The organism is Paracoccus aurantiacus (assembly GCF_007993065.1).
GTDB lineage: Bacteria > Pseudomonadota > Alphaproteobacteria > Rhodobacterales > Rhodobacteraceae > Paracoccus > Paracoccus aurantiacus.
The window spans coordinates 1-14,419 of record NZ_VOPL01000014.1 but is presented as its reverse complement, the minus strand read 5'-3'; the positions used below and the strand labels follow the sequence as shown (position 1 = coordinate 14,419).

Here is a 14,419-nt window from a genome sequence, read left to right as displayed (position 1 = left end):
GAACAGTCCCGCCGACTGCGCAGCCTGATGCTGACCGGATGCGCCTGTCATTTAGCGCGATGGTGTCGTAGTTAGGGCAAAACGATTCAGGGACACATCATGCGAACTCATTTTGCTGCTCTTCTCGCACTCATGATTGCCGGCGGATGCGCGGTCGGGACTGGTGCGGTGGTCAAGGGTGCCGGACCGGACGATCTGCTGAAACTTCGCGAAGGCCCCGGCCTCGAACACAGAATCATTATCGGTCTGCCCGACGGAACGCGGCTTACCCGCCAGAACTGCGTGACGAATAACGGCAAGCTCTGGTGCCGGGTCTCGCTCACCGACAGGCCCGGCGTTTCGGGCTATGTGTCGGCGGAGTATCTGGCACCTCGCTGACGGCAGGGCTCCCGGACCACAGCCTGGAAGGCAAATCAAGGTTTGAACAACATCTTTCGGCAGCGCCTCAAAGTGTCTCTGCCGCGACGGCCTCGGCGAGCATCCGCCTCAGTTCGGGACGGCACGATCCGCAGTTCGTCCCCGCACCAAGCGCATCGCCGATACGATCCAGCGTTGCCGCTTGCTCGGTCGCGATGAAGCGCGAGATCCTGTTCGCTCCGATCCCCAGGCAGGCGCAGACCACTGCACCTTCATCCTGCCGATCACCCCCCGGCCTGCCGGCGAGGATGTCTGCGGTTTCGCTGCTTCCAAGTGCCTCGGCGATATGGCTGCGCGACAGGGCCACCGGTTCGGGCGACACGAACAGCGCGGCCTGCAGAACACCGTCCTGAATGAAGGCAAGCCGTATGGTCCCGTGATGGCTGTCGCGCATGACCACGGGTTCACAATCAAGACCGAAAAGCGCCGCAGCTTCCGCCGCCCAATCGCGCGGAGTTCCTGCCCAGGCAAGCTCTGCCTGCCAGCCTTTCGGCAGGCGCGCGAAAGCCCAGTAATCACCGACCTGGCTGATCGCGGACCGAGACACGGCAAACCCATAGTGAACGGCGCGGAAGGCACGGATGTTCACCTTCGCGGATTTCGACGCTGGCTGGCCAGAAATCGGATCTGCGAGTTCAGAAACCAGCGCGGACACACGGCCCGCGCTGGAACTCTCGCCGCTCCAGTGGATGGGCGCGAAGGGATGGCCCGGCGCGACGCGATCCGTTACCAGAACCCGCAGGATGCAGCGGCCCTGCGCATTCTCGACCTGCGCCAGACTGGCCGGCGAAAGCTGCAGGCGCGCGGCATCCCTCGGGTGAATTTCCAGAAACGGCTCGGCGATGTGGCGTGACAACCGGGCCGCGCGCCCCGTCCGCGTCATCGTATGCCAATGGTCACGCACGCGGCCTGTATTCAGTGTGAATGGTGCCGCCAGATCGACTGGCCGAAGGATGGCGGGGGCGACCGCAACCATGCGCGCCCGACCGGATGGGGTGTGAAACCGCCCATCGCCAAAGAAACGCCCGCCGCGACGTGCCGGGGATTGCGGCCAGAGAAACGGCGACATCAGGTCGTAATCCTGCCCCGACGCATCGCGGTAGCCGGAGATATCAAAATCGCTGCCGAGCGTTCCCGCGATGCCGGACAGGGCTGCATGTTCGGCGAATATCTGTGCGGGGGTTTCCCAGGCGAAGGCATCCCTCCATCCCATTCGCCCTGCAACATCGGCCATGATGCGCCAGTCGTCCCGCGCCCTGCCCGGCGCCGGAAGCGCACGGCGCTGGCGGCTGATGCGCCGTTCGGAATTGGTGACGGTGCCGTCTTTTTCCGCCCAGCCCGTCGCCGGCAGCAGCACGTCTGCAAGCCGCGTCGTGTCCGTGTCCGCGACGATGTCGGAAACCACGGTGAAATCGCAGCCCTTTATGGCGCGTGCCACGCGCTCTGCCTCGGGCATGGACACGGCGGGATTGGTTCCCATGATCCAAAGCGCCTTGATCCGTCCATCCTCGACGGCGCGGAACATGTCCACTGCCTTCAACCCCGGTTTTTCGGCCATGCGAGGGGCATTCCAGAAGCGGCGAACCGCGTCGCGATGATCTGCATTCTCGATATCCAGATGGCAGGCCAGCATATTGGCCAGACCGCCGACCTCGCGCCCGCCCATGGCGTTGGGCTGGCCCGTGACCGAAAACGGCCCCATACCCGGCCTGCCGATACGGCCCGTCGCAAGGTGACAATTCAGAATCGCGTTCACCTTGTCGGTTCCGCTGTCGGACTGGTTGATGCCCTGCGAATAGACGGTCACGACGCGTTCGCTTTCGGTCCAGATGTCCAGAAAGCGGGTCAGGTCGGGCTGGGGCAGTCCGGTCGCGGCGGCCTTCGTTTCTCGGGCAGCGCCAAGCGCCTGTTCCATCCCGTCCAGACCACGGGCGACGTCATCGTCGATCAGGCCGCGTCGCTCGATCTCGGCCAGAAGAATGTTGAACAGGGCGGCATCTGTGCCAGCATCCAGCGTCAAATGCAGATCGGCGATATCGCAGGTGGCGGTGCGGCGCGGATCAACGACGACAATCCTGGTGCCGCGTTCTTCTTTTGCAGCGGCGAGGCGCTGATAAAGGATCGGGTGGCACCATGCCAGATTCGAACCGACAAGGACCACCGTATCCGCGCATTCGAGATCCTCATAAAGCCCCGGCACCGTGTCCGTGCCGAAGGCGCGCTTATGCCCCGCGACCGAGGACGCCATGCAAAGCCGCGAATTGGTGTCGATATTCGCGCTGCCAATGAAACCCTTCATCAGCTTGTTGGCGACATAGTAGTCTTCGGTCAGCAATTGGCCCGAAACGTAGAAGGCGACGGAATCCGGGCCGTGGGCCGCGATGGTCTCGCGGAAACGCGAGGCCACGAGATCAAGCGCCTGATCCCAGCCCGACCTTTTACCGTGGATCATCGGGTCCAGCAGGCGACCCTTCAGTCCCAGCGTCTCGCCCAGGGCAGCGCCCTTGACGCAAAGGCGGCCCTTGTTGGCGGGGTGGTCCGGGTCGCCCTTGATCGCCAGCCCGCCATCCGGCAGCGGGGTCGCCAGAACCCCGCAGCCTACGCCGCAATAAGGGCATGTCGTCCGTATCGGGCTGATCGCCTGCTGCATATTCATCGCGCGCGCCTATTCGGCCGGCATGGCGGCGGGCGGCGCATCGACCGACTCGGCCCGGCTTCGTTCGGGCAAGGTCTTGTAATGCGTCGCATAGATCATCGCGCCAACGAAGGTCAGCCCGCCCACAAGGTTGCCGATGACCGTCGGGATCTCGTTCCAGATCAGGTAATCGGCAATGGTGAACTCACCCCCCAGCATCAGGCCGGAAGGGAACAGGAACATGTTCACGATGGAATGTTCGAACCCCATGTAGAAAAACACCATGATCGGCATCCACATGGCGATGACCTTGCCCGATACGCTGGTCGACATCATCGCGGCGACAACCCCGGTCGAGACCATCCAGTTGCACATCACCGCGCGCACGAACAGCGTCAGCATCCCCGCCGCGCCATGTGCGGCATAGCCGACCGTGCGGCCCTCGCCGATATGGCCGATCTTCTGGCCGACCTCGTTCGGGGCCTCGGAAAAGCCGAAGGTCACGATGATCGCCATGAACAGCGCAACCGTCATCGCGCCCAGAAAATTGCCGGTAAAGACCAGCCCCCAGTTGCGCAGCATGCCGTTGACGGTAACCCCCCGGCGCTTGTCCAGAAGCGCCAGAGGAACGAGGGTAAAGACCCCGGTCAGCAAATCGAAACCCATCAGATACAGCATACAGAAGCCGACCGGGAACAGCAGCGCCCCGATCAACGGGTTGCCGGTGTTGACTGTGACGGTGACAGCGAATGCCGCCGCAAGCGCAAGGATCGCGCCTGCCATATAGGCGCGGATGATCGTGTCGCGGGTGGACATGAACACCTTTGCTTCGCCCGCGTCGATCATCTTCGTGGCGAAGTCTTTCGGGGTAACATAGGACATGGGTTCTTCCTTTCCTGCGGGCTTACCAGTTCGCGTATTCGAGGTATTTGCCGGACATGGTGACCTTCACGCGGTCGCCCCTGGGGTTCGCTTCGCGTTCGACATGCATCGAGAAATCGATCTCCGACATGATGCCGTTGCCGAATTCCTCGTTGATAAGTGCCTTCAAGGTCGGGCCGTAAACGCCGACGACCTCGTAGAAGCGATAGATGCAGGGATCGGTCGGCACCGCCTGCGTCCAGACCTTCAGCGGGCTTTCTACCAGCAAGGGAATGGCGCTTTCCGGCAGGCCCAGCAATGCGACGAAGGCCTCGGCGCTATCCTTGGGGAAAGCGTTCATTCCGGTGGCGGCGGAATGTGTCCAGACGGCGGACTTGCCGATCCGGGCGGCGATCTGATCCCAGCTCAGCCCGGCGCGGCGCTTGGCGCGCAGGATCAGCGCAGTCAGGTCGTCACGGTCCATTTCGTCCACGATCATCTTGTTCATGTCACTGTCCTTTTCAGGCCGCATGGCGGCGGGCGATGATTTCGGAACCGACCAGCACGCGGCCGTTTTCGACCCGTGCCGGATAGGTCGCGACGCTGCCGTCATCCGCGCCCTGTGCGATGCCGGTATTCAGATCGAACACCCAGTTATGCAGCGGGCAGGTGATGGTGTGGCCTGCGACGATGCCTTCCGACAGCGGACCGCCCTTATGGGGGCAGCGGTCATCCAGCGCGAAGACGCGGTCGTCATGGGTGCGAAAGACCGCCACGCAGCCGGTGCGGGTGCGGATCAGCCGCGCGCCTTGCGGGGGGATGTCGTCCAGTGCGGCGATGTCGATCCAGTTGGTCATTCTGCTGCCTCCAGTCGGAAATCGGCCAGCGGCGAGAACTCGTCGCGGGCACCGGGTTTCGCATGTTCGGCCCAGGGGTCGCGGCGATAGACCGACTGGCTGAGTTCGAAGCGTTCGTTCAGCGCGCGGCGGTTTTCCGCGTCAGATAGATGTTCCTTCACCCAGTCGAGCCCGACTTTCGCCGTCCACTTCCAGGCCCGGTCCAGATAGCGCGCGTTCTCGCGGTAAAGCTGGATGAAGGCGGCGGTCCATTCGACGGCCTCGTCCTCGGTCGGGACGGTGACAAGGGCCTCGGTTTCCTTGACCTCCATCCCCGCAGCACCGGAAACGCTGATCTGATAGCCGCTGTCGACGCAGACGATGCCCACATCCTTGCAGGTTGCCTCGGCGCAGTTCCTTGGGCATCCGGAAACGCCGAGCTTGACCTTATGTGGCGTCCAGCTGCCCCAGAGCAGTTTTTCCAGCCGGATGCCCAGACCCGTCGAATCCTGTGTTCCGAAGCGGCAGAACTCTTTCCCAACACAGGTTTTGACCGTGCGCAGCCCCTTGGAATAGGCGTGGCCCGAAACCAGCCCGGCGGCATTCAGATCTGCCCACATATCGGGAAGATCCTCTTTTCTGACACCCAGCAGGTCGATCCGCTGACCGCCCGTGACCTTGACCATTGGCACATTGTACCTGTCGGCCGCATCGGCAATCGCGCGCAATTCGGCAGGTGTGGTGACACCGCCCCACATCCGCGGGACCACCGAATAGGTGCCGTCCTTCTGGATATTCGCGTGATTACGTTCGTTGACGAAACGGGACTGGCGGTCGTCGCGGTATTCCAGCGGCCATTCGGTCAGCAGGTAGAAATTCAGCGCCGGGCGGCAGGAATGGCAGCCCCCGACGGTTTTCCAGCCCAGTTCCTGCATGACGGCCGGGATGGATTTCAGGTCCATCGTCCGGATCAGGCGGCGCACATCCTCATGCGTGTGGTCTGTGCATTTGCACATGCCCTGCGGGGTTTCTGCGACATCACTGCCAAGAGTAAAGGCCATGACCTGCTGCACCAGCCCGGTGCATGTGCCGCAGGAACCGCTGGCCTTGGTCGTGGCGCGCACCGCATCGAGCGTGGTCGCGCCGCCTTGCACGGCCTGAACGATGGTGCCTTTGCATACGCCGTTGCAGCCGCAGATCTCCGCCTCAGGCGGCAATGCTGCAACGGCCGCCATAGGGTCCGGTGCGGCACCCCCCTGATAGGCCGGGCCGAAGATCAGCGTATCGCGCATCTCGCTGATATCGGTGCCGTCCTTCATCAGCCCGTAGAACCAGTTCCCGTCGGCGGTATCGCCATACATGACGACGCCGATGATGCGGTCGTCCTGCAGAACCAGCCGCTTGTAGATCCCTCGCCCCGGATCGCGGAACACGATGTCTTCGCGACCCTCACCCTCGGCGAAATCGCCTGCACTGAACAGGTCGCAGCCCGTAACCTTCAGCTTGGTCGCGGTCTTGACGGGCTGAAACGCGGCCTCCTCGCCCAGCAGGGTCCGCGCCAAGACCTTGGCCTGATCGTAAAGGGGCGCGACCAGACCGAACAATTGCTGGCGGTGTTCGACGCATTCGCCAAGCGCGAAGATATGCGGATCGCTGGTCCGCAGCGCATCATCGACGGTGATGCCGCGCTCGACCTCCAGATGGGCGTCGACGGCGATGCGGGTCTCGGGGCGAATGCCGACGGCCATGCAGACCAGATCGGCGGGATAGACGGTGCCGTCTTCCAGCAGAACGGCCTCGGCCTTGCCGTGACCCATGATCGCCTTGGTCGCGCCCTTGCAGTGAACCGTGATGCCGCGCTTTTCCAGATCGCGCTGCAGAAGATAGCCCGCCGCCGGATCAAGCTGGCGTTCCATCAGATGTCCCATCAGGTGAATGACGGTCACGCTCGCCCCGCGTGCGGCCATGCCGGCCGCCGCCTCCAGCCCCAGGAGGCCGCCGCCGATGACGACGGCATCCTTGCCAGCGACGCCTGCGTCGATCATCGCGTTGGTATCTTCCAGATCACGATAGGTCACGACGCCGGGCAGTTCCTTGCCCACGACCGGGATGATGAACGGCGCGGAACCAGTGGCGATCACCAGCGCGTCATATTCCGCGCTGGAATGGTTGGAATGGACGATCCGGTTTTCGCGGTCTATCCGCACCACCGGCTCGCCGAAGCGGCAGTCTACGCCATTGGCTTCGTACCAGGCCGCGTCATGGGTGACGATGTCGTCGTAGGTTTTTTCGCCCGACAGAACCGGCGACAGCATCAGGCGGTTATAGTTTCCGCGCGGCTCGCCATTGAACAGCGTGACGTCATAGGCGCCGGGATCGGCCTCGAACAGCTGTTCCAACATTCGGCCAGAGGCCATGCCCGCGCCGATTACGACAAGTTTCTTTTTCATCTCTGGCACTCCTTTCAGGCGGCTTGCGGTGTCGCGGCGCGGTCGATGCGGCGGATCGAGGCGTGCATCCAGACAAGGCAGCCGATCACCAGCGCGAAGATCACCATGAAGCAGGTCGACCAAAGGCCGGTTTCCTCGCGCAGCCAGCCAAACAGAAGCGGCAGCACGAACCCGCCAAGGCCGCCGATCATCCCGACCAGCCCGCCAACGGCACCGACATTGCCTGGATAATAGGTCGGGATGTGCTTGTAGACCGCGGCCTTGCCGAGGCTCATGAAGAAGCCAAGCACGAAGATCACGACAAGGAAAATCGCGACAGGAATACCGGACGGCATCGACAGGATCGCGGTCGCGACGGCTGACACGACCAGCGTCCAGTACATGACTGTCCGCGCGCCGATACGGTCCGACAGAACGCCGCCATAAGCGCGGAAAATCGACGCGGGGATCGAATAGGCCGCGCCGACCATGCCGGCGGTCTTCACATCGAAACCATAAACCCCGATCAGGTAATGCGGCAGCCAGAGCGCCAGTGCGACGAACCCGCCGAAGCTGAAGAAATAATAGGCCGAGAAGCGCCAGACCTGCACATTCTTCAATGGCGCCAGTTCGGATTTCATGCTGCGCAGCGGCAGCTTTTCGCTCTGCCGCGCTGCGGTGACGGGGTCATCCTTGCTGAGAAGCCAGAACAGGACGGCGGTGGCCGCAAGCACGGCGGCCCAGATCTGCGCCGTCGCTTCCCAGCCGAAGGCCACCATGACGAAGGGCGCGACGAATTTCGTCACCGCGGCGCCGACATTGCCGACGCCGAAGATGCCAAGCGCCGTACCCTGCCTGCTGCCGTCGAAAAAGCGCGAGACATAAGCGACGCCCACGGCAAAGGACCCGCCGGCCAGACCGACACCCAGTGCCGCGATCAGCATCTGCGGATAGGTTGTCGCCCAGCTTAGAAGAAATGTCGCCAGCGCCGCAGCAAGCATGGTCAGCGTATAGACGATGCGCCCGCCCAGACGGTCGGTCAGCACGCCAAGGCCAAGTCTGACCAGCGATCCTGTCAGGATCGGCATGCCGACCAGCAGGCCGAATTGTGTTTCGCTGAGGCCGAGTTGCTGTTTGATCTGGATTCCGATGATCGAGAAAATCGTCCAGACGGCGAAGCAGATGGTGAAGGCGAAGGTGGACAGGCTGAGCGCGGTGCGCGATTCGCTTGGTGTCGTCATGGGTCGCAAGCTCCGGTGGCATGACTGGGTTACAGTGGCTTTCGGAAGATGCAGGCATAGCGGGGCCGAGAACCCGGTCGCGGGCTGATGGCGGTAAACCGCAGCTGCACTTTCAGAGGAGTTGCCGCATCGTTGCGAGCAAGCCGGGAAACGCGCCATTGCGTCGGGCCATGACCAAGCATTGTTCCGCGCCCCAGCCTCGCACAACAAAAAATGCTGCGCGGCAGCGAATCAAACCCTCCCGTGCATCGCAGCGCCACGAAAACATGCGAACCGGGTCAGTGATGCTTAAAGTTTGGTCAGCGCCAGAACGAAATTGCTGCCGATGGACCGACGGGGAACGCATCGAAACAACATATCTCGCGCGCAACCATCTTCGCGTTCGGCCGCGCGCTTCTATCGGCCAGGATCGCGCGCGCCAGACATTGCTATTGGCGATTGATGCCGACGCGCGGCTTTGGCAAGCTCATTTCTGCCATCTGCCAAGAGCGCTGATCGCGCCGCGACGCAACTGGACAGTATCGACGCCGATTGCGATGAACTGAGCACCGGCCTGCGCGGCCTCATCAAGAAACGCGTCATCGAGCGAGAGTATACCTGCGGGAAGCCCCGCAAGCGTGATCCGGCGTATGGAATCGAGTATCGCCGCCTTCACCTCTGGGTAGGATGGCTCGCCCGGATGACCCATCGAGGCTGCCAGATCCGCTGGCCCCACGAAGATGCCATCGACCCCATCGACGGCCGCGATTTCTTCGATGTTTTCCAAGGCTCCGACAGTCTCGACCTGAACCAGCAGGCAGATTTCGTCATTGGCGCGCTTGATGTAATCATTGACGGCGCCGTATCTGCTGGCCCGGGTGCTCCCGGCAACGCCGCGTATTCCGGCTGGCGGGTAGCGGACGGCGGCCACTGCCTGCGCTGCCTCGGCGGCGTTCTGCACATAAGGGATCAACAGGGTCTGCGCGCCGCTGTCCAGCATCTTCTTGATCTCGACCGGGTTGTTCCAGCCCGGCCGCACGACGACAGAGACCGCATAGGGCGCCGCCGCCTGCATCAGCGGCATGGTGCTGACCGCGTCCATCGGCGAGTGCTCGGTGTCCAGAAGCAGCCAGTCGAAGCCGCACCCGGCCAGCATCTCGACCACGCCGCCATCCGGGATCGACACCCAGAAACCGATCTAGCGTTTACTGGCTTGCAAGGCAGCCTTGAAATGGTTCTTGGGCAGGTCCATCGCAGTTCCTTCGGGTTGCTTACGGGGTTATTCGAACGAGACGCCAATCGCCCCGAGCGGGCCGAAATCGGCAAAGATCACATCTTCCGATGCGATATCCACCGGCCGCGTAAATGATCCGCCAAGGACGATCTCGCCCTTCTTGAGGCCGTCCCCAAGAGGGGCCAGCTTGTTTACCAGCCATGCGAGACCGGCTGCAGGATGCCCCATGACCGCCGCCGAAAGTCCGGTTTCCTCGATCGTGCCATTCTGCGACAGCGTTGCCCCGATCCAGCGAAGATCGGCATCGAAAGGCCGGATCGTACGACCGCCCAGCACGATGGCGCCGAAGGCCGCATTGTCGGCGATGGTGTCAACGATCTGTCGCGGCACTTCGGTGCGATAGTCGATGATCTCCAGCGCAGGCTGCACGAATTCGGTCGCACGCAGCACGTCGTGAACCTGACAGCCCGGACCTGACAGATCCGCGCCCATGATGAAGGCCAGCTCCACCTCAAGCCGGGGCTTGATGAAGGTGCCCGCCGGGATGCGCGCGCCGTCGCGAAACAGCGCATCGTCCAGCATGACACCATAATCCGGTTCAGTCATTTTCGAGGCCTGCTGCATCGCTCGGCTGGTCAGGCCGATCTTGCGCCCGATGATCTTCGCCCCCGCCGCGATCCGCGCCTCGGCCCAACGGCGCTGAACCTCATAGGCGTCCTCCAGCGTCATTTCGGGCCATGTTGCCGATGGTTGCGGGCAGACCTTGCGGGTCCGTTCGGCTGTCAGGATCGCGTCGGCCGCAGCCTGTCGTTCAGTGTCTGTCAGCATTGCGGCCTCATTTGATCGGGGGAATGGGCAGTTCGGATTTTCCGGGTTCAAGCACGAGTTCGTGGTTCAGCGCATACCATTCGCCCACATCGCCATCCTCTGGATGCGGTCCCAAGTGCTTTTCCAGACGCGCGACCAAGGCCTCGGTCACGCCGAACTGCACGTCCGAGGTCAGATAATCCGTTTCATCGACATAGATCTGGCTGATCAGCGTCTTGAACCCGTCTTTATGGGCCAGAACATGCACATGCGCCGGGCGATAGGGATGACGGTTCTGAGCCTTGAGCAACAGCCCGACGGTTGTATCGGTCGGGATAGGATAGCCGATCGGCTTGACCGATTTGAAGGACACTACCCCATCCGGGCCGGTCACGAATTTGCCGCGCAGATTGAACTCTGCCTGGCTCTCGTCCTGATTTTCGTAAAGTCCCACGGGCGAGGCATGCCAGATATCGACCTCTAACCCCTCGATCGGGTTTCCTTGCTGATCCCTGAAGGTAAACCGTCCGTAAAGCCGTGGGCCCGGTGTTTCCGATCTCAGGATAGAACCTCCGTTCTCTGTCATCGGATGGTTCAGCCGCCAGAACGGACCCAAAAGCGATTGCGTCGTCTCAGTGGTGCCATTGTCGCCATTGTTCAGCAGGCAGACCAATGACGAAACACCAAGCGAGCCGGCCATCAGCACGAATTCGTTATGCTTATCATTGGATTGCTGCCCCATGGTATTCAGGATGCGTGTCGCCTGCTGAAACTCGGCTTCGGTCAGGCGCACGTCGCGAATGAAGGCGTGCAGATGGGTAATCAATGCGACCATGATCTCTCGCAGCCGGGGATCATCGGTCTGTTCCATGACCTTCAGGACCGCCGGAGTGACCTCTTTCTGGTTTGCGATGATGGTCATTGCAAACCCTCCAGCTCGACGGGCATACCAGTTTCGGCGGCACGCTTGACGGCTTCGATCACTGTCAGTGCGGCAAGGCCGTCGCGGGCTGATACGAGTGGCGGCACACCGTCCCGGATCACGGCAGCGAACTGATCGGCCTGAAGGATCAGCGGATCGGTGAAATCAAAGGGATAGCGCGTGGTCGAGATCGGTTCCCACCAGGAACGCTTTGCGGGATTGGCCCACAATGTCAGTTGCGGCAGCGACAGCGATCCCTCTGTCCCGCCGATCAGATAGCAATCCTGCGACGTCGCAGGATAGGCCGGGTTTTCGCGGGCTGTCAGCTCCCAACTCCACGGTGCGACGGCAGTGTCGCAAACATTCACCGTCCCGAGCGCGCCATTCGCGAAGCGCAGCAGGATCACAGCCGTATCCTCAACCTCATTGCCGCGCACCATACGCGATTCCATCGCCTGCACGCTTTGGACCGGACCCACCAGATGCTGCAACAGATCGACGTCGTGGATCAGGTTCAGATAGACCGGCAAGGCGAACAGCTTCGGCCATATCAGGTCTCCACGTGAATCAGTTGGCAGATGCGGCGGACGGCAGCCGCATAGCCCTCGGTCCCCAGCCCGGCGATCACGCCATCGCTGCGATGCGAGACATAGGAATGATGTCTGAATGGTTCACGCTTATGAACCTGACTGATATGGACCTCGATGACCGGTCCTTCGACGGTGTTGAGCGCATCCAGTATGGCGATCGATGTGTGTGTGAGCGCCGCCGGGTTAATGACGATCCCACAGCCGTCCTCTCTGGCCTCATGCACCCAATCGACGATCTGGCCTTCGTAGTTCGACTGCAGCATCCGGATCGTGACACCCTTCGCGCAGGCATCAGCACACAGGCGCTGAACATCGTCCAGCGTCTCATGACCATAGATCTGCGGCTGTCGCTTGCCCAGAAGGTTGAGGTTAGGACCGTTCAGAACATAGATCGTTTTCATATCGCCTCTCTTTGGAAAAGGGCAGCGGTCGCCGCGTATATTGCGCGCGCACGCTCAAGGGCTGAGCGACGGTCGGCGGCTGATGGCAGTTCGACAGACAGGACCGCATCGGGCGGCAAAGCCGCAACGATGTCGCGCAACGGAAGGCCGCCGTCACCCGGCAGCAGCCGTCCGCCGCGCGCCTCGGCGATCATGGCGGCGGCATCGCCCGGCGCGACAAACGATGCATCGCACAGCTGCGCCGACCGGATGCTGCCGGGTGGCATCGCGGCAATGTCGGCAGGGGTACCCCCACAGCGCATATGGTGCAGCGCATCGACTAGATAGCCGGCATTCGCCGCTCCGCTGCGATCAATCAGGTCAAGACAGGCTGCCGGGCTGGCGATGCCCCGCCAGGCCATGCACTCGATATCCACGCCCAGTTCCCGCTCATCCGCAAGTGCGCAGATTTGCGCAAACCGGGGCACGAGGTCCGGGAAGTCGTCTGCGCAGGTATTCACCCGGCTTGCGCCAAGCGCTGCCGCCGCGTCCATCGCCGGAATCAGTGCCTTCGGGTCAAGTTCCGCGTCAATCACGACGGTTTCGATATCGTAAAGATCGACCCCCTCACCATCCATCACGCGGGTCAGTTCCGCCAGACCGGCGGCATCCGGCAGCCAATGCAACTGCCCCGGCGCGACGGGATGAAAGCGCAATCCGACAAAGCCGAAACCGGCCGCCCGCGCCAGCCGAACCAGTTCTGTCGGAGACAGGTTCAGAAAGGTGAAATGCCCCAGCCCAAGTGAGCGCATCAGTCGGCCTCGGACGGGAGGTCAGCCACAATCAAGCGCCGAAGATTGGTTGTCGAGCCCTCGATATGCGCCTTCAGCAGCGCAGCGGCATCGTCGGCCCTGCGCTCTACCGCCGCGTTCGCGATTGCGGCATGTTCGTCGATCACATCACGCTGGATCGGAACCGCTTTCAGGTAAATGTGGCGATACCGATCATTCATGCTGACCAATGTGTGATGCATCTTCATCAATAGCGGCATGTTGCAGCGCTCGATAAGCGTCATGTGGAACGCATTGTTGGCAAGCTCCCACGCGGCGAGGCTTTGGCCGTCGCCCGGAACGCGTTCGGTTCTATTCAGCCGATAAAGTGCCGCCATGACCGCCGATTCCCAATCGAGATCGCCATTCGCGATTGACCGCCGCAATGCATAAGGCTCCAACTCAACCCGCAAGGCGTTGATCTCATCGAGATTGGCAACGGAAATCGGTGCAACGCGGTAACCACGCTGCGCCGCTACCTCAATCAACCCGTCGGACACCAGCCGCGTCACGGCCTCGCGCAAGGGGGACAGGCCCACGCCCATCTCTTCCTTCAGCCTGTCGAGGTTCAGTCGCGCGCCCGGAGCGAGAATTCCGTGAAGTATCTGCTGCCGCAGCCGCGCTTCGACCGTCCCGGCGATGGTCGGCTTTCCGGAGTTTTCGAATGTCAGATCAAGTGAGGCCATGCGACACCTCCTGCGGCAAGCCTTAACCCGAGGACGATCCGGAGTAAAGAAAAATAACGATTTTATAAAAACAAATCGATTTTTATGGAAACGAGTATCGCCACCCCAAGCATCGCGTCAGATTAAGATTGTCGCGACCATGATGAGCACGAGCAGGAAGCGCGCGATGAAAGCCCTGCCCGAAGATGTCGCTGTCCTATCATGGCACCGATTTGCACGAACTTCATGCTTCAGATCCCCACGCAGGACATGCGCACTGTGCCGTCTTGCAGGCGTTGGCATGCCTGTTGCCTATGCGATTCCGCGATCGCCTCAATACTCGCCGCAGCCTCTGTCGCCAGATCCTAAGGCGACCGAAAACGCTGTGCTCGCCAGCTTTGTCCTTCGCGTGGCTCACATCATCCGTTCGACCTCTGGTGCTGGGACGAAGCGCCATTTTCTGCGTGGTCCTGCCATGACGTTGAGGTAGTAGAGCTCGAAGCCGTGGGGGGCGCCGCAGGGGTGGTGGCCTTTGGGGACGCAGGTGACGTCGCCGTTTCTGACGGCCATGGTCTCATCAAGGCTGCCGTCAT

15 protein-coding genes are annotated in these 14,419 nt (G+C 62.0%); 1 reads left to right on the top strand and 14 read right to left on the bottom strand.

The window, feature by feature from the left end; genetic code table 11:
* Positions 1-99: 99 nt before the first annotated feature.
* The gene (locus tag FQV27_RS17960; protein WP_147101223.1) at positions 100-378 is read left to right on the top strand and encodes an SH3 domain-containing protein; all 279 of its coding nucleotides are present in this window, start codon (positions 100-102) and stop codon (positions 376-378) included.
* A 67-nt stretch (positions 379-445) separates the two neighbouring features.
* Here FQV27_RS17960 and FQV27_RS17955 read toward each other — a convergent pair whose 3' ends face one another.
* The 14 genes from FQV27_RS17955 to FQV27_RS17890 form a co-directional block, all read right to left on the bottom strand.
* The gene (locus FQV27_RS17955) at positions 446-3,073 is read right to left on the bottom strand and encodes a nitrate reductase (protein ID WP_246133172.1); all 2,628 of its coding nucleotides are present in this window, start codon (positions 3,071-3,073) and stop codon (positions 446-448) included.
* A 9-nt stretch (positions 3,074-3,082) separates the two neighbouring features.
* On the bottom strand, positions 3,083-3,934 hold the full coding sequence (locus FQV27_RS17950) for a formate/nitrite transporter family protein (RefSeq protein WP_147101221.1): 852 nt from the start codon (positions 3,932-3,934) through the stop codon (positions 3,083-3,085).
* Positions 3,935-3,956: 22 nt separating this feature from the next.
* Complete coding sequence (cynS, locus tag FQV27_RS17945; protein ID WP_222611734.1) at positions 3,957-4,421, bottom strand: cyanase; 465 nt, start codon at positions 4,419-4,421, stop codon at positions 3,957-3,959.
* A 13-nt stretch (positions 4,422-4,434) separates the two neighbouring features.
* On the bottom strand, positions 4,435-4,770 hold the full coding sequence (gene nirD, locus FQV27_RS17940; RefSeq protein WP_147101218.1) for a nitrite reductase small subunit NirD: 336 nt from the start codon (positions 4,768-4,770) through the stop codon (positions 4,435-4,437).
* Entirely contained in the window at positions 4,767-7,199 is a 2,433-nt protein-coding gene (nirB, locus tag FQV27_RS17935) for a nitrite reductase large subunit NirB (protein WP_147101215.1), read from the bottom strand. Before nirB ends, nirD begins: the two co-directional genes overlap by 4 nt.
* Positions 7,200-7,213: 14 nt before the next feature.
* Complete coding sequence (locus FQV27_RS17930) at positions 7,214-8,419, bottom strand: MFS transporter (protein ID WP_147101212.1); 1,206 nt, start codon at positions 8,417-8,419, stop codon at positions 7,214-7,216.
* Positions 8,420-8,885: 466 nt separating this feature from the next.
* Positions 8,886-9,584 (bottom strand): HpcH/HpaI aldolase family protein, encoded by a 699-nt coding sequence (locus FQV27_RS17925; protein WP_342779898.1) that lies wholly within the window; start codon positions 9,582-9,584, stop codon positions 8,886-8,888.
* A gap of 93 nt (positions 9,585-9,677) precedes the next feature.
* A complete protein-coding gene (gene hpaH / locus FQV27_RS17920) occupies positions 9,678-10,460 on the bottom strand; it encodes a 2-oxo-hept-4-ene-1,7-dioate hydratase (protein ID WP_147101209.1) in 783 nt (260 codons plus the stop codon).
* A 7-nt stretch (positions 10,461-10,467) separates the two neighbouring features.
* Complete coding sequence (locus FQV27_RS17915; protein ID WP_147101206.1) at positions 10,468-11,361, bottom strand: dioxygenase family protein; 894 nt, start codon at positions 11,359-11,361, stop codon at positions 10,468-10,470.
* The gene (locus FQV27_RS17910) at positions 11,358-11,891 is read right to left on the bottom strand and encodes a Gfo/Idh/MocA family protein (protein ID WP_246133171.1); all 534 of its coding nucleotides are present in this window, start codon (positions 11,889-11,891) and stop codon (positions 11,358-11,360) included. Before FQV27_RS17910 ends, FQV27_RS17915 begins: the two co-directional genes overlap by 4 nt.
* A 20-nt stretch (positions 11,892-11,911) precedes the next feature.
* Positions 11,912-12,352 carry a type II 3-dehydroquinate dehydratase gene (aroQ, locus tag FQV27_RS17905; protein ID WP_147101200.1) on the bottom strand — a complete coding sequence of 147 codons (441 nt, stop codon included), beginning with the start codon at positions 12,350-12,352 and terminating at the stop codon, positions 11,912-11,914.
* Positions 12,349-13,143 carry a sugar phosphate isomerase/epimerase family protein gene (locus FQV27_RS17900; protein ID WP_147101197.1) on the bottom strand — a complete coding sequence of 265 codons (795 nt, stop codon included), beginning with the start codon at positions 13,141-13,143 and terminating at the stop codon, positions 12,349-12,351. The genes aroQ and FQV27_RS17900 overlap by 4 nt, the downstream gene beginning before the upstream one ends.
* Positions 13,143-13,847, bottom strand: coding sequence for a GntR family transcriptional regulator (locus tag FQV27_RS17895; RefSeq protein ID WP_147101194.1), 705 nt, complete (start codon positions 13,845-13,847; stop codon positions 13,143-13,145). The genes FQV27_RS17900 and FQV27_RS17895 overlap by 1 nt, the downstream gene beginning before the upstream one ends.
* A 393-nt stretch (positions 13,848-14,240) precedes the next feature.
* Positions 14,241-14,419 (bottom strand): 5-deoxy-glucuronate isomerase (locus FQV27_RS17890; RefSeq protein WP_186827278.1); only part of this gene is annotated, 179 nt, incomplete at its 5' end.

What these genes read in the sequence shown, in the direction of transcription:
- FQV27_RS17960 (WP_147101223.1), top strand. Translation starts at nt 100, where the DNA reads ATGCGAACTCATTTTGCTGCTCTTCTCGCACTCATGATTGCCGGCGGA.
- FQV27_RS17955 (WP_246133172.1), bottom strand. Translation starts at nt 3,073, where the DNA reads ATGAATATGCAGCAGGCGATCAGCCCGATACGGACGACATGCCCTTAT.
- FQV27_RS17950 (WP_147101221.1), bottom strand. Translation starts at nt 3,934, where the DNA reads ATGTCCTATGTTACCCCGAAAGACTTCGCCACGAAGATGATCGACGCG.
- cynS (WP_222611734.1), bottom strand. Translation starts at nt 4,421, where the DNA reads ATGAACAAGATGATCGTGGACGAAATGGACCGTGACGACCTGACTGCG.
- nirD (WP_147101218.1), bottom strand. Translation starts at nt 4,770, where the DNA reads ATGACCAACTGGATCGACATCGCCGCACTGGACGACATCCCCCCGCAA.
- nirB (WP_147101215.1), bottom strand. Translation starts at nt 7,199, where the DNA reads ATGAAAAAGAAACTTGTCGTAATCGGCGCGGGCATGGCCTCTGGCCGA.
- FQV27_RS17930 (WP_147101212.1), bottom strand. Translation starts at nt 8,419, where the DNA reads ATGACGACACCAAGCGAATCGCGCACCGCGCTCAGCCTGTCCACCTTC.
- hpaH (WP_147101209.1), bottom strand. Translation starts at nt 10,460, where the DNA reads ATGCTGACAGACACTGAACGACAGGCTGCGGCCGACGCGATCCTGACA.
- FQV27_RS17915 (WP_147101206.1), bottom strand. Translation starts at nt 11,361, where the DNA reads ATGACCATCATCGCAAACCAGAAAGAGGTCACTCCGGCGGTCCTGAAG.
- aroQ (WP_147101200.1), bottom strand. Translation starts at nt 12,352, where the DNA reads ATGAAAACGATCTATGTTCTGAACGGTCCTAACCTCAACCTTCTGGGC.
- FQV27_RS17900 (WP_147101197.1), bottom strand. Translation starts at nt 13,143, where the DNA reads ATGCGCTCACTTGGGCTGGGGCATTTCACCTTTCTGAACCTGTCTCCG.
- FQV27_RS17895 (WP_147101194.1), bottom strand. Translation starts at nt 13,847, where the DNA reads ATGGCCTCACTTGATCTGACATTCGAAAACTCCGGAAAGCCGACCATC.